General features: G+C 43.2%; 18 protein-coding genes, 2 tRNA genes and 2 pseudogenes (1 of these 22 running past the window's edge). 17 read left to right on the plus strand and 5 right to left on the minus strand.

The window, feature by feature from the left end; translation table 11 throughout:
• The 7 genes from P3X63_RS03410 to tsaD all read left to right on the plus strand — a co-directional run.
• A tRNA-Met gene (locus P3X63_RS03410) sits at positions 1-18 on the plus strand (it extends 59 nt beyond the left edge of the window).
• 39 nt (positions 19-57) lie between these two features.
• Positions 58-134 (plus strand) — tRNA-Asp (locus tag P3X63_RS03415).
• Between the two features lie 162 nt (positions 135-296).
• Positions 297-1,271, plus strand: coding sequence for a thiamine-phosphate kinase (gene thiL / locus P3X63_RS03420; RefSeq protein WP_026589791.1), 975 nt, complete (start codon positions 297-299; stop codon positions 1,269-1,271).
• Positions 1,272-1,287: 16 nt separating this feature from the next.
• Positions 1,288-1,764, plus strand: coding sequence for a tRNA (adenosine(37)-N6)-threonylcarbamoyltransferase complex ATPase subunit type 1 TsaE (gene tsaE, locus P3X63_RS03425; protein WP_026589790.1), 477 nt, complete (start codon positions 1,288-1,290; stop codon positions 1,762-1,764).
• Positions 1,745-2,437 carry a tRNA (adenosine(37)-N6)-threonylcarbamoyltransferase complex dimerization subunit type 1 TsaB gene (gene tsaB / locus P3X63_RS03430; protein WP_026589789.1) on the plus strand — a complete coding sequence of 231 codons (693 nt, stop codon included), beginning with the start codon at positions 1,745-1,747 and terminating at the stop codon, positions 2,435-2,437. Before tsaE ends, tsaB begins: the two co-directional genes overlap by 20 nt.
• A gap of 12 nt (positions 2,438-2,449) precedes the next feature.
• Positions 2,450-2,908, plus strand: coding sequence for a ribosomal protein S18-alanine N-acetyltransferase (rimI, locus tag P3X63_RS03435; protein WP_277692459.1), 459 nt, complete (start codon positions 2,450-2,452; stop codon positions 2,906-2,908).
• Positions 2,898-3,935 (plus strand): tRNA (adenosine(37)-N6)-threonylcarbamoyltransferase complex transferase subunit TsaD, encoded by a 1,038-nt coding sequence (gene tsaD / locus P3X63_RS03440; RefSeq protein WP_026589787.1) that lies wholly within the window; start codon positions 2,898-2,900, stop codon positions 3,933-3,935. Before rimI ends, tsaD begins: the two co-directional genes overlap by 11 nt.
• A 231-nt stretch (positions 3,936-4,166) precedes the next feature.
• On the opposite strand, the gene P3X63_RS03445 is transcribed toward tsaD, so the two are convergent.
• Positions 4,167-6,095, minus strand: a complete 1,929-nt coding sequence (locus P3X63_RS03445; RefSeq protein WP_277692460.1) for an ABC-F family ATP-binding cassette domain-containing protein — start codon at positions 6,093-6,095, stop codon at positions 4,167-4,169.
• Positions 6,096-6,242: 147 nt separating this feature from the next.
• Between P3X63_RS03445 and moaC the strand changes: the two genes are divergently transcribed.
• Genes moaC through tatC form a run of 4 tightly spaced genes read left to right on the plus strand, consistent with a single transcriptional unit; the run spans position 6,243 to position 8,395 of the window.
• Positions 6,243-6,755, plus strand: a complete 513-nt coding sequence (gene moaC, locus P3X63_RS03450) for a cyclic pyranopterin monophosphate synthase MoaC (RefSeq protein ID WP_277692461.1) — start codon at positions 6,243-6,245, stop codon at positions 6,753-6,755.
• Complete coding sequence (locus P3X63_RS03455; RefSeq protein ID WP_026589784.1) at positions 6,752-7,396, plus strand: redox-sensing transcriptional repressor Rex; 645 nt, start codon at positions 6,752-6,754, stop codon at positions 7,394-7,396. Before moaC ends, P3X63_RS03455 begins: the two co-directional genes overlap by 4 nt.
• Before the next feature lie 42 nt (positions 7,397-7,438).
• Positions 7,439-7,612 carry a twin-arginine translocase TatA/TatE family subunit gene (locus P3X63_RS03460; protein ID WP_026589783.1) on the plus strand — a complete coding sequence of 58 codons (174 nt, stop codon included), beginning with the start codon at positions 7,439-7,441 and terminating at the stop codon, positions 7,610-7,612.
• Between the two features lie 6 nt (positions 7,613-7,618).
• Positions 7,619-8,395: a twin-arginine translocase subunit TatC gene (gene tatC, locus P3X63_RS03465; RefSeq protein WP_142246033.1), complete on the plus strand. Its 777-nt coding sequence runs from the start codon at positions 7,619-7,621 to the stop codon at positions 8,393-8,395.
• Positions 8,396-8,436: 41 nt separating this feature from the next.
• On the opposite strand, the gene P3X63_RS03470 is transcribed toward tatC, so the two are convergent.
• Positions 8,437-8,625: a YdiK family protein gene (locus P3X63_RS03470; RefSeq protein WP_277692884.1), complete on the minus strand. Its 189-nt coding sequence runs from the start codon at positions 8,623-8,625 to the stop codon at positions 8,437-8,439.
• Positions 8,625-9,359, minus strand: coding sequence for a CPBP family intramembrane glutamic endopeptidase (locus P3X63_RS03475; RefSeq protein WP_026589781.1), 735 nt, complete (start codon positions 9,357-9,359; stop codon positions 8,625-8,627). The genes P3X63_RS03470 and P3X63_RS03475 overlap by 1 nt, the downstream gene beginning before the upstream one ends.
• A 225-nt stretch (positions 9,360-9,584) precedes the next feature.
• Between P3X63_RS03475 and groES the strand changes: the two genes are divergently transcribed.
• The 3 genes and pseudogenes from groES to P3X63_RS03490 all read left to right on the plus strand — a co-directional run.
• Entirely contained in the window at positions 9,585-9,869 is a 285-nt protein-coding gene (gene groES / locus P3X63_RS03480) for a co-chaperone GroES (RefSeq protein ID WP_003179248.1), read from the plus strand.
• A 44-nt stretch (positions 9,870-9,913) separates the two neighbouring features.
• Positions 9,914-11,551 (plus strand): chaperonin GroEL, encoded by a 1,638-nt coding sequence (groL, locus tag P3X63_RS03485; RefSeq protein ID WP_026589780.1) that lies wholly within the window; start codon positions 9,914-9,916, stop codon positions 11,549-11,551.
• Between the two features lie 260 nt (positions 11,552-11,811).
• Positions 11,812-11,926, plus strand: a pseudogene (locus P3X63_RS03490) (peptidoglycan-binding domain-containing protein); the annotation flags it as partial.
• Positions 11,927-11,972: 46 nt separating this feature from the next.
• On the opposite strand, the gene P3X63_RS03495 reads toward P3X63_RS03490, so the two are convergent.
• Positions 11,973-12,263, minus strand: a complete 291-nt coding sequence (locus P3X63_RS03495; RefSeq protein ID WP_077735444.1) for a contact-dependent growth inhibition system immunity protein — start codon at positions 12,261-12,263, stop codon at positions 11,973-11,975.
• Between the two features lie 121 nt (positions 12,264-12,384).
• Between P3X63_RS03495 and P3X63_RS03500 the strand changes: the two are divergent.
• Positions 12,385-12,750: pseudogene (locus P3X63_RS03500) on the plus strand (peptidoglycan-binding domain-containing protein); the annotation flags it as partial.
• 44 nt (positions 12,751-12,794) lie between these two features.
• On the opposite strand, the gene P3X63_RS03505 reads toward P3X63_RS03500, so the two are convergent.
• Complete coding sequence (locus tag P3X63_RS03505; protein ID WP_077735443.1) at positions 12,795-13,088, minus strand: contact-dependent growth inhibition system immunity protein; 294 nt, start codon at positions 13,086-13,088, stop codon at positions 12,795-12,797.
• A gap of 623 nt (positions 13,089-13,711) precedes the next feature.
• On the opposite strand from P3X63_RS03505, the gene P3X63_RS03510 reads away from it, so the two are divergent.
• Together P3X63_RS03510 and P3X63_RS03515 are read left to right on the plus strand one after the other, a co-directional pair.
• Complete coding sequence (locus P3X63_RS03510) at positions 13,712-15,502, plus strand: sensor histidine kinase (RefSeq protein WP_277692462.1); 1,791 nt, start codon at positions 13,712-13,714, stop codon at positions 15,500-15,502.
• A gap of 42 nt (positions 15,503-15,544) precedes the next feature.
• Positions 15,545-16,735, plus strand: a complete 1,191-nt coding sequence (locus P3X63_RS03515; protein WP_277692463.1) for a helix-turn-helix domain-containing protein — start codon at positions 15,545-15,547, stop codon at positions 16,733-16,735.
• Positions 16,736-16,744 lie beyond the last annotated feature (9 nt).

The raw sequence follows: 16,744 nt of genomic DNA on the forward strand, positions 1-16,744 counted from the left end.
ATCCTGCCCCCGCAACCAAATTTAAATTAACAGCCAAAATGTTAAACATAACGAAATGGTCCGGTAGTTCAGTTGGTTAGAATGCCTGCCTGTCACGCAGGAGGTCGCGGGTTCGAGTCCCGTCCGGACCGCCATGTTGTACACAAACGAAATCGAGATATTTCGTTTTTTTTATGTCTTCTTTCCCATCATTTTTAAAGCTTGGCTCTGCCAAGCTTTCTTTATTGCAGTAAATTCGATAAACTAGTGATAGTATTTGATTTGCCGCTTTTAACAGCAAAGGAGCATGTTATCTTATGGATGAATTTGAGCTGATTCACAAGATTGCGCCCCGTTCGCTTTCTCATCAGGAAATCGAAATCGGCATTGGAGACGATGCCGCTGTTTACCATTCAAAGAACGGATATCAGGAGATTGTTTGCCTCGATACCATGGTCGACGGTGTCCATTTTCTTTCCTCGCATTCAACACCGGCTGAAATCGGCTATAAAGCATTGGCTGTGAATATAAGTGATGTTGCTGCTATGGGAGGCTTTCCGAAATTTTATCTCGTTTCAATCGCCGTCCCTTCCGGATGGAACGACGCGGATATTGAGGCGATGTATGAAGAAATGAACCAGCTGGCGAAACTATACCAAATGGATTTAATCGGCGGTGACACCGTAGCGACGAACGGACAAATGGTGATAACCGTAACGGTGATCGGTGAGATCAAAAAGGGCACAGCCTGCCTCAGAAGCCACGCTCAGCCGGGGGATGTCGTCTTTGTAACAGGGGAACTCGGTTCATCAGCGGCGGGGCTGTCCTTTTTATTAGAGAAAATACCGGTCAAAGATGAGCGGCAGGCGCAATATTTTATTGCACGTCATAAAAGGCCGACACCGAAAGTCGAAGCCGGTTTAATTTGTTCGCGCTATCAACATGTGGCGCTTAATGATATCAGCGACGGACTTGCCAGCGAGCTCAATGAAATTGCTGAAGCAAGCCGTGTTTCAATTGACATATATCAAGATTTAATCCCTGTACATTCAGATTTACATACACTGCACAACGGATGGGAAGAGTGGGTCTTGTTCGGCGGCGAAGACTACGAACTTGTCGGTACGATTTCAAGCGATCAGTGGGAGCATTTTTATGAAGAATGCTCTAAGCATCGGATTCCGGTTTGTCAAATCGGGCGCATTCGTCAATCCGGGGATGCCCAAGTTTTCTATCACAGCGGACAAGATTGCGTACTCCTTGAGAAAAAAGGATATAATCATTTTAAATAAGACAGGTGACATAAAGGTGAAAACAGTAGAATGGAAAACGACAGAACCTGAACAGACAAAAGACATTGCCAGATTGACTGCAAGATACGTTCAGCCTGGCGATGTCATGACATTAGAAGGCGATCTTGGAGCCGGGAAAACGACTTTTACGAAAGGGTTTGCGGAAGGACTCGGCATCCAGCGGGTTGTCAGCAGCCCGACCTTCACCATCATAAAAGAATACCGCGACGGCGCTCTTCCCCTGTATCATATGGATGTTTACAGAGTTGAAGATGAGGCCGAAGATCTCGGACTAGATGAGTACTTTGAAGGAGACGGCGTCTGCCTAGTGGAGTGGGCCCATCTGATTGAGGAGCAGCTTCCGAAAGAACGGCTTGACATCGTCATCAAACGGATAGGTGATGATGAGAGAAAACTGACCTTTTCTCCAAGAGGCGCCAGATACGAAAATCTTTGCAAGGAGATAAGCGAACATGACGATACTTGCGATTGATACATCCAATTTAACGCTTGGTGTTGCCTTAACAAGGGATGGAAAGGTGATGGCCGAGCATATTTCCCATTTGAAAAAAAATCATTCGGTCAGGGCAATGCCGGCGATTGATGAGCTGTTGAAGGAATGCGGACTTGAGCCAGGGAACTTGAGCAAAATTGTCGTTGCCAAAGGACCTGGATCTTATACAGGCGTCCGGATTGGCGTCACGATAGCCAAAACGCTTGCCTGGTCGTTAAATATTCCGGTTGCAGCTGTTTCCAGCCTTGAGGTGCTGGCTGCGGGCGGCCGTTTTTTCTCCGGACTGATTTGTCCATTGTTTGACGCAAGACGCGGACAGGTTTATACAGGGCTGTATCAATATGATCAAAACTGTGTATTGCGGGCTTTAAAAGAAGATCAAAATATCCTGCTTGAAGATTGGCTTAAACAGCTGAAAGACATGGAGCAGCAAGTCCTGTTCCTGGGCCATGATACGGACATCCACAAAGATTTGATTAAGCAGATAATGGGCGACCAAGCGGTGATTGCAGGGCCTGCCCTGCAGCTTCCGCGTCCTTCTGAGCTGGCATTGATCGGAGAGCTTAAAGAGCCTGAACCTGTACACGGCCTTGTTCCAAACTATATTCGGCTGGCCGAAGCGGAAGCTGTTTGGCTGGAAAAACAAAAATAAACGGGTGAAGCCATGAATACACAAATGGTCATACGTGAAATGACGCCAAAAGACGTGGATCAAGTGTTTGAAATTGAAAGGCGCTCTTTTTCATCACCGTGGAAAAAAGAGTCTTTTCACCATGAGCTTGATCACAATATGTATGCACATTACCTTGTTCTTGAAATCGAAGAACAAGTCATTGGCTACTGCGGCATCTGGATCGTGATGGATGATGCACAGATTACGAATATTGCCGTTTCACCTGAACACAGGGGCCGCCGTTTTGCCGAGGCTCTGTTAAAAGCCGCCATGAAGCTGTGCCGGATGAAAAAGGCGGAGCAGCTTTCATTAGAGGTGAGGGTATCGAATCATATTGCGCAAAGCTTGTACCAAAAACTCGGTTTTCAGCCGGGAGGCATTCGCAAAAATTACTATACTGATAATGGAGAAGATGCGTTGATCATGTGGGTGAGACTAAATGAATCATAAAAAAGATCTGTATGTATTGGGAATTGAGACAAGCTGTGATGAAACCGCCGCAGCGATTGTGAAAAATGGAACAGAGATTGTCGCTAATGTTGTCGCATCGCAAATTGAAAGCCACAAGCGGTTTGGGGGCGTTGTTCCGGAAATCGCGTCCCGTCATCATGTGGAGCAAATCACGATTGTGCTGGAGGAAACTCTTTCACAGGCGGGAATGGATTTTGATGACATTGATGCGATTGCGGTAACGGAAGGACCCGGTCTTGTCGGCGCACTATTAATCGGGGTAAATGCGGCAAAAGCGCTGAGCTTCGCCCGCAACATTCCGTTGGTAGGTGTTCACCATATTGCCGGTCATATATATGCGAACCGTCTTGTTCAGGAAATGGATTTTCCGGCGCTTGCACTCGTCGTCTCCGGAGGGCATACAGAACTCGTGTATATGAAGGAACACGGATCGTTTGAAGTCATAGGAGAAACGCTTGATGATGCGGCGGGTGAAGCCTATGATAAGGTAGCGAGAACAATGGGGCTGCCATATCCGGGAGGTCCGCATATAGACAAGCTCGCACATCAGGGTGATGCAAACGTGCCATTGCCGCGTGCATGGCTTGAAGAGGGCTCATATCATTTCAGCTTCAGCGGACTTAAATCAGCGGTTATCAACACGCTTCACAATGCTTCGCAAAAAGGTGAAACCATATCGCCGGAGGATTTATCCGCAAGCTTTCAAGAAAGCGTCATTGATGTGCTCGTAACCAAAACGGAACGTGCGGCAAAGGCTTATGGCGTCAAACAGGTTTTGCTGGCCGGAGGGGTTGCGGCAAACAAAGGGCTTAGAACGGCGCTTGAACAGACATTCAGCAACCATCCGGAGATTGAGCTTCTGATTCCGCCTCTTTCGCTATGCACAGATAATGCAGCGATGATCGCCGCGGCAGGAACCGTCGCTTTTGAAAAAGGAATCAGGGGAAGATATGATATGAATGGCAACCCCGGTCTTGAGCTGACTTCTTATCAAAACCTCACGTAAGTGGGGTTTTTTTACGCGGTAAAAGTTATTAACAAATTATTAACACACATCCACAGCCTTGTGTATAATTTAATAAAGCCTATTTTATAGACCTTTTTTACTTGTTGATAATGTGTATAAACATTATGTTTTTTGTGGATATTGTGGGTAAAACGTTTTCTTTCTTAATAACAAAGGTTTTCTTTTGTGGACAAAAAACCGCTTCATAATATGAAGCGGTCTGCTTTTCATTTATTCATTTGTAGAAAGTGCTTCCCATTCCGATAACAGCTGTTCAAGCTCGAGGTTGAGCTTTTCGTTTTCGGAGTGGATATCCTGAACTTTTTCATGGTCTTGAAAGACATCCGGTTCACAAAGAAGTTCTTCATTTTTTTCGATTTGCCCTTCGATACCCGTAATTCTTGTTTCGATTTCTTCAATGCGGCGCTGTCGCTGTCGTTCTTTTCTTTTCCATTCCTTTTCTTCTTCATAGCTGCGTTTCGCGCCCGCTTTTTCAGAAGCTGTTTTCTTGGGCTCATCTGCTTTTTGTTTTTCCAGCTGTTCGAGCTCAAGCTGCTGTGCTTTTTTTTCTGTGTAGTAATCGTAGTCTCCCAGATACTCCTCGATTTTTTCAGGGGAGAGCTCAAATACTTTCGTAGCGATTCTATTGATAAAATAGCGGTCATGAGACACGAATAATATCGTTCCCGGATAATCGATCAAAGCGTTTTCCAATACTTCTTTGCTGTCTAAATCAAGATGGTTTGTCGGTTCATCAAGAATAAGAAAATTGGCTTTTTGGAGCATCAGCTTGGCGAGAGCGAGCCGCGCTTTTTCCCCGCCGCTTAAAGCGTGTACCGGCTTTAACACATCGTCTCCGGAGAATAGAAAGTTGCCGAGACAAGTTCGAATGTCTTTCTCATTCATCTCGGGATAGTCGTCCCAAAGCTCGTCGAGCACGCGTTTTGACGATGTCAGTTCAGCCTGTTCCTGATCGTAGTAGCTGATTGTGACATGCGAGCCTGTCGCAATCGCTCCCGATACAGGCTTCAGTTTATCTACCAGCGTTTTAAGCAGAGTCGATTTGCCGATTCCGTTTGGTCCGACGAGCGCCACACTTTCACCGCGGGTAATGTGGAAATCGAGCGAGCGGAGAAGCGGGGGCTGATCCTGATAGCTGACGGTTAAATCCTGAACCCGCAGCACATCGTTTCCGCTTTGCCTTGAAATGTCAAAGCGAAAGGACGCCGACTTTTCATCACCCAGCGGTTTATCCATGACTTCCATCCGTTCAAGCTGCTTTCTTCTGCTCTGTGCGCGCTTTGTCGTTGAAGCCCTGGCTAAATTGCGGTCGACGAAGTCCTGCAGCTTGGCGATTTCATCCTGCTGTTTTTCATACAGCTTCGTTTCTTTTTCAAGATGCTCTGCCTTCAATTTAAGATAAGAGCTGTAGTTTCCGATATATTTTTTGCTCTGGGAGCGGGAAATCTCGTAAACTTGTGTGACAACTTTATCGAGAAAGTATCTGTCATGGGACACGATTAAAATCGCTCCGCTGTAGTTTTGCAAATATTGTTCAAGCCATGTCAGCGTGTCGATGTCCAAGTGGTTCGTCGGCTCATCGAGAATGAGGAGATCGGGCTTTGTCAAAAGCATTTTACCGAGAGCGAGCCGCGTTTTCTGTCCTCCGCTCAAGTCCTGAACGCGGGCGTTATCATCAAACCCGGCAAAACCAAGTCCGTGCATGATGGATCTGACTTCGGCTTCATATTGGTAGCCGCCCTTGTCTTTAAACTCCTGCTGCAGCCTGTCATAAGTTTTCATTAAAGAGTTCAGCTTGCCCGGATCAGCATGCGCCATTTGCTCTTCGATCGAACGCATCTCTTGTTCCATTTTCTTGAGAAATTCAAATACCGACAGCAGTTCTTCCTTAATCGTCAGCTTTGAATCAAGCCCTGAGTGCTGGTCCAGGTAGCCCATCGTTAAATCTTTCGGCTTGATGATTTCACCTTTTTCATATGACAGCTTTCCTGCGATGATTTTTAAGAAAGTCGATTTTCCGGCTCCGTTGCGTCCGACGATCGCAATCCTGTCCTTTGATCTGACTTCCAGCTTTATATTCGTTAAAATAGTATCAGCCCCAAACGATTTTGCGAGCTGATTGACTTGCAAGATCATCATGATATTTCACCTCTTGTCTGCTATTTTAAGTGTAGCCTATCAACCGGCAGTCAGCAAACAATTAAGTGAAGTCTGGAAGATTTTAACCAAAAGAAAAAGACAGAACGAAAAAAATAGTGTATGATCGTTATAAGGAGAGTTTTGATCATGAATGAATTTACACATTTTAATGAACAGGGCAGAGCGAGGATGGTTGACATCAGTGAAAAGGAAGCTACAGTCCGCACCGCAGTAGCCGTCTCAAGTGTGTCCATGAATAAAGAAGTACATGAAAAAATCAACAACCGGGAAATCGGGAAAGGCGATGTGCTGGCAGTGGCTCAGGTTGCCGGAATCATGGCGGCAAAACAAACTTCCGCCATCATCCCGATGTGCCACCCGATCGCGCTCAAGGGAGTTGATATTGCCTTTCGGTGGGAGGAAAAAGAACAGAAAAGCGTGCTGCATATTCAATCTAGAGTCAAGACGAGAGGGAGTACAGGTGTGGAAATGGAAGCGTTAACTTCCGCCTCCGTCTGTGCGTTGACCGTCTATGACATGTGCAAAGCGGCGGATAAGGGAATGGTGATAGGACCGACATGTCTTCTCGAAAAGACTGGCGGGAAAAACGGTGGCTACAAAAAGGAAAAAGCTGATGTAAACATGGAGGATCGTCTATGAACATGGATCATTCAAAAATTCCGCAAGCGACAGCAAAACGGCTGCCGTTATATTATCGTTTTCTAAAAAACCTTCATGCATCCGGAAAACAGCGTGTATCATCCGCTGAGCTGAGCGATGCCGTCAAGGTCGATTCCGCTACCATACGCAGGGATTTTTCCTACTTTGGCGCCCTCGGCAAAAAAGGTTACGGCTACAATGTCAATTATCTGTTGTCCTTTTTCAGAAAGACGCTTGATCAGGATGAAATGACAAACGTAACACTCATCGGTGTGGGGAATTTAGGGACAGCCTTTCTCCATTACAATTTCATCAAAAACAACAATACGAAAATTGCCATGGCTTTTGACATCAATGAGAATAAAATCGGCACCGAGGTGGGCGGCGTTCCGGTCTATGACTTAAACGCCCTTGAAGAACATATGACGGATGACATTCCCGTCGCCATCTTGACGGTTCCGGCCCAAGCCGCGCAATCCATCACAGACAGGCTGGTCGCGCTGGGCATTAAAGGGATTTTAAATTTTACGCCGGCTCGTTTGAATGTGCCGGACCACATTCGAATTCATCATATAGATTTGGCGGTTGAACTGCAGTCACTCGTGTATTTTCTGAAGCATTATTCAATGAATGACAAGTGAAAAACGGGAAGCTTAAAAGTAAAGGAAAGGGGGCAGGCATTGATGCCAATCGGTCCTGGAAGCTTTATTTTAATCGTCGTGGTGGCGCTTTTAGTATTCGGCCCGAAAAAACTTCCGGAGCTTGGAAGAGCGGCCGGAAATACGCTGCGGGAATTTAAAAATGCGACAAAAGGGTTGGCTGACGACGATACGGATAAAAAGAAGGAAGATCAGTAAGATAGGATGACATTTATGAAGGGAAAAGAAATGTCGCTGGTAGAACATATTACAGAACTTCGAAGACGACTCATGATGATTTTTTTCTTTTTTGTCGTTTTTGTTGCAGCAGGCTTTTTTTTGGCAAAGCCGCTGATCATTTATCTGCAGCAGACGGATGAAGCAAAGCTGCTCACGCTTAACGCGTTTAAGCTGACTGACCCTTTGTTTGTGTATGTGCAGTTTGCTTTCATCATCGGCGCTGTCTTGACTTCGCCGCTTCTTTTATATCATCTGTGGGCTTTTGTCAGCCCCGGGCTGTATCAAAAAGAGCGTAAAGTGACGCTCAGCTATATTCCGGTATCGATCATACTTTTTTTAGGCGGCATTGCCTTTTCTTACTTTATTTTATTTCCGTTTGTCGTCGATTTTATGACGAGGATCTCCGATGATTTGAACGTCAATCAGGTCATCGGAATTCATGAATATTTTCAGTTTTTGCTGCAATTAACGCTTCCTTTTGGCTTATTGTTTCAGATGCCTGTCGTGATCATGTTTATCACGAGGCTCGGTTTGGTGACGCCCATGTTTTTGTCCAGAATCAGAAAGTACGCCTATTTTGTTTTGTTTGTTATCGCGGCGCTCATCACACCGCCTGAAGTATTGTCTCATTTAATGGTTTCTGTGCCTTTATTGCTGCTTTATGAGCTCAGTATCGTGATTTCAAGAATCTCTTACAGACAGGCGCAAAAAACGATCATCCAGGAGGAAAACCAGGCGTTTTTGAAAGACCAGAGCAAATAAAGAGCCATTCCCGCGGAAAGGGAATGGCTCGAAAGGGCTCTTTATTTTTTTCGCTTCATTCTGCCCGACAAGGCGAACATTTTGAAGGAAATACTGATATTATAGGCGGCGAAAAGCATCAACAGAATGGTGTAAAAAGACCATATGCCTCCCGGTGAGGTGGATGCCAGGTAAGTAAACAGCACGCCTGTCAATAAATAAATGACCCCCCAAAACACAGGGCTTCTCATCATAAAAATCCTCCAATAATCAATTGCATTTTCTCGAGCCGTTCCAAATATTCTTCAATAGGCCCTTGGAAAGTCTGAATCAATACAACGAGCGTATTCATGGCGACATGGGCGAAAATCGGAACGATAATCCGGTTTGTTCTGACGTATAAAAAGGCGAACGTAAATCCCATTGCCGCATAAATGAGCAGGTGTGAGAAATCCATATGGACAACCGAGAAAAGCACTGAACTGAACAGAGCGGCAATGAAGAAATTCGTTTTTTCGTAAATAGCGCCGAAAATGATCTTTCTGAAAATGATTTCTTCGAGAATCGGACCGAATACGGAAGAGACGAATATCATCAGCGGTATTGTGTTAATGAGCTGCATAATGTGCTGCGTATTTTCCGATTCCGGTTTGACCCCAAGCAGGTTCATTTCGATTGAAGCGGCAATCGACTGGGCAAACAGAGCGAGGAATACGCCGCCTACCGCCCAGGCAATAGATGCGCCGGCAGATGCTTTCTTGCCGTTGCGAAGCGTCGTTTTCGGCGCCGTCCTCAAGATCAACAGCACGATGACAAGACAGAGCGAAAAGGCGATGATCAGCCAAATACCTGAAAGTGTAAGCTCCGCTTGAGCGGGTTCCATGCCTCTTCCCACTCCGAAAAAGTACAAGAGGGGAATGCCGACAACAGATGACAGATGCATGAGGACATATGTCAAAATAATAAACCAGTATTGTTTTTTCAAGCCGTATGTACTCCTTTTCTAAAATCTAAACAGGCTATGTTTATTGTAACACACCTTTTTGAAATTATAGGTCGCTGAAGGTATCACGGGAAAAATGTAAGCGTAAAAAATTTTCACCTTATCACTTGAAATTAGCTGGGAGATTCTTTATTATAAGAATTGTGTTAGCACTCAACAGATGCGAGTGCTAAAATTACATATGAAAATATTGAGGAGGTTGTTTCATTGTTAAAGCCATTAGGTGATCGCGTTGTCATTGAGCTCGTTGAGTCTGAAGAAAAAACTGCTAGCGGAATCGTACTTCCTGACTCCGCAAAAGAAAAACCCCAAGAGGGTAAAGTGGTTGCTGCCGGTTCAGGCCGTGTATTAGAGAGCGGAGAGCGCGTGGCATTAGAAGTTAAAACAGGCGACCGCATCATCTTCTCAAAATATGCAGGTACCGAAGTGAAATATGAAGGTACTGACTACTTAATCTTACGTGAAAGCGACATTTTAGCTGTCATCGGCTAAGTCTTAAATAAACATTACACAATATTATAGGAGGTTCGGATAACATGGCAAAAGATATTAAGTTTAGCGAAGAAGCCCGCCGTTCAATGCTGCGCGGTGTCGATGCATTGGCGGATGCTGTAAAGGTAACGTTGGGACCTAAAGGACGCAACGTCGTTCTTGAGAAAAAATTCGGTTCTCCATTAATCACAAACGACGGTGTAACGATCGCGAAAGAAATCGAGCTTGAAGATGCTTTCGAAAACATGGGTGCGAAGCTTGTTGCTGAAGTTGCCAGCAAAACGAACGATGTTGCCGGTGACGGTACAACGACAGCGACAGTTCTTGCCCAAGCGATGATTCGCGAAGGTCTTAAAAACGTAACAGCCGGTGCAAATCCTGTAGGCGTCCGTAAAGGAATCGAGCAGGCTGTGGCTGTAGCGGTTGAAAGCCTGAAAGAAATCTCTAAACCAATCCAAGGCAAAGAGTCCATCTCACAGGTTGCTGCGATTTCAGCGGCTGATGAGGAAGTCGGCAGCCTGATCGCAGAAGCGATGGAACGCGTCGGCAACGACGGTGTCATCACAATCGAAGAATCCAAAGGCTTCACGACTGAGCTTGAAGTGGTTGAAGGTATGCAGTTTGACCGCGGATATGCGTCTCCTTACATGGTGACTGACTCTGATAAGATGGAAGCGGTTCTTGAAAATCCGTACATCTTAGTGACAGATAAGAAAATCACAAACATCCAAGAAATCCTGCCGGTGCTTGAGCAAGTCGTGCAACAAGGCAAACCTATGCTTCTGATCGCTGAAGATGTAGAAGGTGAAGCACTTGCGACACTCGTTCTCAACAAACTTCGCGGAACGTTCAATGCAGTGGCTGTAAAAGCTCCTGGATTCGGTGACCGCCGCAAAGCGATGCTTGAAGACATCGCGATCCTGACAGGTGCGCAAGTGATCACAGAAGATTTAGGCCTAGACCTGAAATCAACTGAAATTACACAATTGGGACGCGCTTCTAAAGTCGTTGTCACAAAAGAAAACACAACGATCGTTGAAGGCGCAGGAGACACGGAACAAATCGCGGCCCGCGTCAACCAAATCCGCGCTCAAGTTGAAGAAACAACTTCTGAGTTCGATAAAGAAAAATTACAAGAGCGCCTTGCTAAACTTGCAGGCGGCGTAGCTGTCATCAAAGTCGGCGCTGCGACTGAAACTGAACTGAAAGAACGCAAGCTTCGTATTGAAGACGCCCTGAACTCTACACGCGCCGCGGTAGAAGAAGGAATCGTATCCGGCGGAGGTACAGCTCTTGTCAATGTGTACAATAAAGTTGCCGCACTTGATGCAGAAGGCGACAAACTGACTGGTATCAACATCGTTCTTCGCGCCCTTGAAGAACCAATCCGTCAAATCGCGCACAACGCCGGTCTTGAAGGATCTGTCATCGTTGAACGCCTGAAAAATGAAGAAATCGGTGTCGGCTACAACGCTGCAACAGGCGAATGGGTGAACATGATCGACAAAGGTATCGTTGACCCTACAAAAGTAACGCGCTCAGCTCTGCAAAACGCAGCATCTGTTGCGGCCATGTTCCTGACAACTGAAGCAGTTGTTGCCGATAAGCCTGAAGAAAACAAAGGCGGCGGCGCAGGAATGCCTGACATGGGCGGAATGGGTGGCATGGGCGGCATGATGTAAGCCCAGCTTCCGCGAAAAACCTCTTGAGAAATCAAGGGGTTTTTCTTATTTACAAAAAAAGCTCCTGATCATTTTTCACTCAGCGTCCTAGGGGAGCGACTCAAGCCAAAAACTGGATGCATTCCAAAAAAAGTCGACAGTACGCTAGGGAAAAAACGTGTTTCAGACAAACAAGTAAATCCACAGGAACTATCCTGAAAAAAGAGATTGTCAGAGGCGCTGCAAAACCTGTATGATTGCAGCGGGCTTTTCGCTGGTATGGGGCTGCTGGCTATTATGGACCGAAGACAGCTGATGCGGCTGATGCACGGGCTGTCTGTGGACGGTATTGATGGACCAAAGACAAGGGCAAAACTTGAAGCATTATTGAAATAAAAATGGCCTCTTGAATCTTCAAGGGGCTCGTAAGTGATTACAAAATTTAAGTATTGTTTTTTATTTTTTGAGTAACTTGTTTAAGCCACATTAATGGAGCTACTTCATAACTAAGGAAATCTACACCATCGGCAGCTTCCTCTATAAAATCATTCTTTTCTTCTTCTGAATACTCACTGTTTATAAACTCTGTTAGAGCTATTACATCGTCTTCTTGTTCCTTTTGGGATACCTGATCTAAATACTCTTCAAGTGCTGACTCTGGTGATTCAATGTCTTGGTGGAAAATCCCTCCGAGAAATTGATATACAGGATCAGAAACTTTTATTTCAATCATTTATTATTCACCTCGTTGGGGTGCTGTTCTGATATAGCTACCATCCTTATTGGAACAAGTTCGTCTGGAACATCAATCACTTCATCTACTTTCCAACCTTTATGATTATATAGTTTACCATCAATTGAAAGCTGGAATAGCGGTTGATGACATTTATGGATCGGCAACAGAAAACGTTTTGCAGGACATTGAAGCGAAAAAGAAAAAGTCATCTTTAAGCGGAAAAAAATCATCCTACAAGCTGCCGTCCGGCATCTATAAAGTGAAAAGTCCGATGATGAAAGGAACGGCTGTCCGGCAGATTCAGGAGGCGCTGGCGAGTCTTTATTTCTACCCGAACAGGAACGCCAAGAATCACGGGATTGACGGCTATTACGGTCCGAAAACGGCGAACGCGGTCAAACGGTTTCAGCTGATGTACGGGTTATCTGCTGATGGAATATACGGGCCTAAAACTAAAGCAAAACTCGCGGCGTTATTGAAGTAAATAAAAAAGGCCCTTTCATTAAGAAGGGCCTTTCAAGTTTTCTTTCAAATAGCTTTTTTCATTTGTTCTATTATACTTTTCAACCATTGTAAAGGAGTTAATCCGATTGCAGGATAATAAATCTCCGAATTCGATTTTATAAAGTCTTCTTTTTTTTGATCGGATTTGTCACTATTTAAAAATTCTTCACAAATTTTTATTGTGAAAACCAAGCATTCTTTGCTGGATTCTGTAATAAACTCTTCAAGTGCTTGGTCTGGAGAACCCATATCTTGATGAAACCTTCCAGCAAAGAAATCACTTAATTCTTCAAGAATATCATAATTATTATCGAACATTTTTAGAGCTCCTTTATTTTATAGGATAACCAGTTAAAATAAACTCTTTATTCTTACTCTTTTTCAATATTATTTTTGCGTTGCTAACATCCTCAGCAACACCTTGAGCCTCTTTCAACACTTCATCCAAGAATCTCTCCATTCGCTTTATATCTAAAAACAAACGACTGTTTCTATCCCAAAATAACATCATTTCGTAACAAATTATATTTTTATGGGGAATTTATTAAGATTGTTACAACAACTAATTATATTTTCCTGCATTATTGTAACAATCAATTACTTTTCTAGTAAGTAAGATTCATTTCGCTTATGATGACAGCGGTTTCGTTTATTTTGGTAACCGTTTTCAAAATGCGCTGTAACAAGGAAATTTTATAATCCTTTATGTTTTTTTAACCTATTTGTCCTATGTTGACATACATATTCAAATAAATTTAAATAAAAAGTATTAGGATGCCCAATCGTTAAAAAACATTTTTTTAATACTCAATTTAAATTTGCTGATTTTAATAGAACTCCTTTTGATGGAGGTTCATTATATGTCATTTGCATACTTTCTAATTCTCTTATGAAAAAGGCATGTTAATTTGGACTCCATTTTCACGAAAGGAGTATTTTAAATGAAAAGTATTCGAAGCCGTTTATTGTTCATGCTGTTTACCTTTATTATCCTGCCGTATTTTGTTTCCGTTTTTTTGATTTATGAATATACGAAAAAAAGTGTTGAAGAGCACGAGCTTGAAGTTAGTCATGATCAAATGGAGACATTGTCGGAGGAGCTGCAGCAATATTTTCATGACAAGATCAATCTTCCATATAATTTATATCGGACTCCTGATTTATACCGAATTTTTCAAGATGGTTTTGAGGATTCCATTTATTTCAATCCGGCTGCTGTTGAAAAAAGCATTGAAACTTTTTCTCTCATGCGAAACGAAATACGTCAGGTCCGCTTTTATATTGATAAGGATAAAGAATCGTTTACTGTTTATAATACGATGGTCAGTGCACGTAAATCTCAACCGGATTTATTAAAGGAACAATCAATGAGGAAACTTTATAACTCAAACGTAAAGTATATGATTGAGCCTCCGCATCGGATTGAGAATTATAATAATGCCGCAATTGTTCCTGAAGCAGATACCGCAATGGTGATGACGATTCATCATAAATTAGTAGATGTGCTGTCGAATGAATTTCTCGGAATCATTACAATTGATTTCGATTTAGATGGGTATGCACGTATATGCAAAAGTGTTGCTCAGCATGAAGAAGAATCCGTATTACTGATAGATTCAAATCATCGTGTCATGTATGCAAATAATCAAGCACTTATAGGTCAGTCCGTTCCCCCTAGTTTGCTGAAGAGGATCGATGCAGCTGAAGATGTTGGGGAAGAAGATATTATCCTATCCAAAACCTTATCAGAGCCACTAAATCAATGGAAACTGGTCAAGATAACTCCTAGTCACGTATTATTTCAAGATGTCAGGCAGACCGCATACACAAACATACTTGTCGGGATAGGAGTAGGGGTGCTGGGATTAATGATGATAAGTATTATTACTTATAAAATAACGAGTCCGATTAAACTTCTCAGCAGGAAAGTGGAATCAATTGAAGGTGGACATACGGATGTCCCTTTTGATGACAGCAGAGAAGACGAAATCGGTCTATTAGAAAATCATATGAAGGACATGATGGACCGAATCAATCTGCATATTGAACGTGAATATAAACTGGAAATTGAAAATCGGAAAAACCAATTCAGAGCGCTCAAATCCCAGGTAAACCCGCATTTTTTATTTAATGCATTACAATCAATAGGGGCGGTTGCCTTAAGAGACCATTCTCCGAGAGTTTACCAATTGGTCACGCACTTATCGAAAATGATGCGGTACTCGATTCGGGCAGATCAGTGGGTATTGGTTCGAGAAGAGGTAGAGTATATACAATCATACTTATCCCTTCAAATGGAGCGTTTTGGAAGCGGTTTAAATTATTCTATTCAAATAAATGAAACAATCCTGGCAATGAAGATTCCAAGTATGATTCTTCAACCGCTTGTTGAAAACTTTTTTAAACACTGTTATGAGGAAGGTTTCTATCACTCACATTTAAACATTTATGGAGAAATCCAAGGAGAAATGTTAAGTCTCGTGGTAGAAAATGACGGACCTAGTATGACACATAAAGAGCTGCAAACATTAAGGGAAAATATCTATACGGCTTCTGATGAAGGAACGTACTCCCACGAGCATATTGGTTTGAAAAATATTCATGACCGATTAGTTCTAAATTATGGACAAGGTGCTGGACTAGAGCTGGATCGGAAGCAAGGACATGGATTTTTCGTTCGACTCATGATTCCTTTAGATTCAAAGATTGCAAAAGAAGAGATTGTTTCATAGTCATCCAAACAGAAAATGTTCACTTGGTATCTTGTAAGGAGGATGAGAAAAAGTATGAAGGCTCTAATTGTAGATGATGAATTTAATGTGCGTGATGTCATCCGGCATTTGGGACAGTGGAAAAAGTACGGTATTACTGATATTTTCGAAGCAAGCAATGGAGAAGAGGCCAAAAAAGTGATTTTAAGAGATAATCCGGAGATCGTCTTTACAGACGTGAAAATGCCTGGAATAAGCGGTATAGAATTAATGGAGTGGTTAGACGCCATGTCTTATCCCGGGAAAGTCATTTTAATCACAGGTTTTGACGATTATTCATATATGCGCAGAGCAATTAAGTGCGGCAGTTTCGATTATTTATTGAAGCCGATTGAAGCTGATGCATTTAATGAAACGTTGGAAGAAGCTGTTAAATGCTGGGCGAGTGAAGAGGAGGATCGTCTATATAAAGAAGCAGGTGTTTATGAGGATGTTAAAAGGCTTCGTATGAATCAGTTCGTTACCGACGCTTGCAACGGGGAACCTTTCGACATGAATGAAATGGCTTTATGTCTTCCCCCAGCCGAGGAGTACGACCTTACACTCATTTCCTTTTATCAAATGCACCATTCTGATCCATACATTCAGCGGCTTGCTGATCAGCTTGTCGATCAGGGGCTTGGAAATGCGTTTACGCTTCAGAATGATCAAAGTCTTTGTTTAGCTATGACTGTACAGGGCGAATGGTTATCTGTTGAGGAATGGATAAGTCATGAATTTGATATTCCTGTTCGTCTTGTTACCGGTCAACCAATCAAATCATTGGAAGAGATCCCGAAATCGTTTCAGTCTTTACTAAAAGCAGTGGAAGAACAAAACTTCAGATCGATTCATCGTTTAAATGATCTGGATGACGCCCGTCGCATGAAGGACATTGTTTCTTATGTTGACATGTACTACATGAAGGAATTGAGTTTGGAAAAACTATCAAGCCGGTTCTTTTTGAGCCGTGAACACATATCCAGAAAGTTCAAACAAGAAACGGGAATGACTCTTTCCAAATACATCATGAAACTAAGAATCGATCAAGCAAAACGATGGTTAAGTGAAACGGAAGAAAGTATTTATTCCATTTCCTTAATGCTTGGCTATCAGGACGAGAAATACTTTTCAAAATTATTCAAAAAGGTCGTTGGCATGACACCTTTTGAGTACCGCAACGACGGGAAGAAGCTGAAAGTTGGGAGCAGGTGATCGATATCT

The organism is Bacillus sp. HSf4, assembly GCF_029537375.1.
GTDB classification, from domain to species: domain Bacteria; phylum Bacillota; class Bacilli; order Bacillales; family Bacillaceae; genus Bacillus; species Bacillus sonorensis_A.

Excerpts from the sequence above, each read along its gene's own strand:
- P3X63_RS03505 (WP_077735443.1), bottom strand. The coding sequence starts at position 13,088 with ATGTTCGATAATAATTATGATATTCTTGAAGAATTAAGTGATTTCTTT.
- P3X63_RS03460 (WP_026589783.1), top strand. The coding sequence starts at position 7,439 with ATGCCAATCGGTCCTGGAAGCTTTATTTTAATCGTCGTGGTGGCGCTT.
- tatC (WP_142246033.1), top strand. The coding sequence starts at position 7,619 with ATGACATTTATGAAGGGAAAAGAAATGTCGCTGGTAGAACATATTACA.
- tsaD (WP_026589787.1), top strand. The coding sequence starts at position 2,898 with ATGAATCATAAAAAAGATCTGTATGTATTGGGAATTGAGACAAGCTGT.
- P3X63_RS03515 (WP_277692463.1), top strand. The coding sequence starts at position 15,545 with ATGAGAAAAAGTATGAAGGCTCTAATTGTAGATGATGAATTTAATGTG.
- P3X63_RS03445 (WP_277692460.1), bottom strand. The coding sequence starts at position 6,095 with ATGATGATCTTGCAAGTCAATCAGCTCGCAAAATCGTTTGGGGCTGAT.
- P3X63_RS03455 (WP_026589784.1), top strand. The coding sequence starts at position 6,752 with ATGAACATGGATCATTCAAAAATTCCGCAAGCGACAGCAAAACGGCTG.
- moaC (WP_277692461.1), top strand. The coding sequence starts at position 6,243 with ATGAATGAATTTACACATTTTAATGAACAGGGCAGAGCGAGGATGGTT.
- P3X63_RS03495 (WP_077735444.1), bottom strand. The coding sequence starts at position 12,263 with ATGATTGAAATAAAAGTTTCTGATCCTGTATATCAATTTCTCGGAGGG.
- thiL (WP_026589791.1), top strand. The coding sequence starts at position 297 with ATGGATGAATTTGAGCTGATTCACAAGATTGCGCCCCGTTCGCTTTCT.
- groL (WP_026589780.1), top strand. The coding sequence starts at position 9,914 with ATGGCAAAAGATATTAAGTTTAGCGAAGAAGCCCGCCGTTCAATGCTG.
- rimI (WP_277692459.1), top strand. The coding sequence starts at position 2,450 with ATGAATACACAAATGGTCATACGTGAAATGACGCCAAAAGACGTGGAT.
- P3X63_RS03470 (WP_277692884.1), bottom strand. The coding sequence starts at position 8,625 with ATGAGAAGCCCTGTGTTTTGGGGGGTCATTTATTTATTGACAGGCGTG.
- tsaB (WP_026589789.1), top strand. The coding sequence starts at position 1,745 with ATGACGATACTTGCGATTGATACATCCAATTTAACGCTTGGTGTTGCC.
- P3X63_RS03510 (WP_277692462.1), top strand. The coding sequence starts at position 13,712 with ATGAAAAGTATTCGAAGCCGTTTATTGTTCATGCTGTTTACCTTTATT.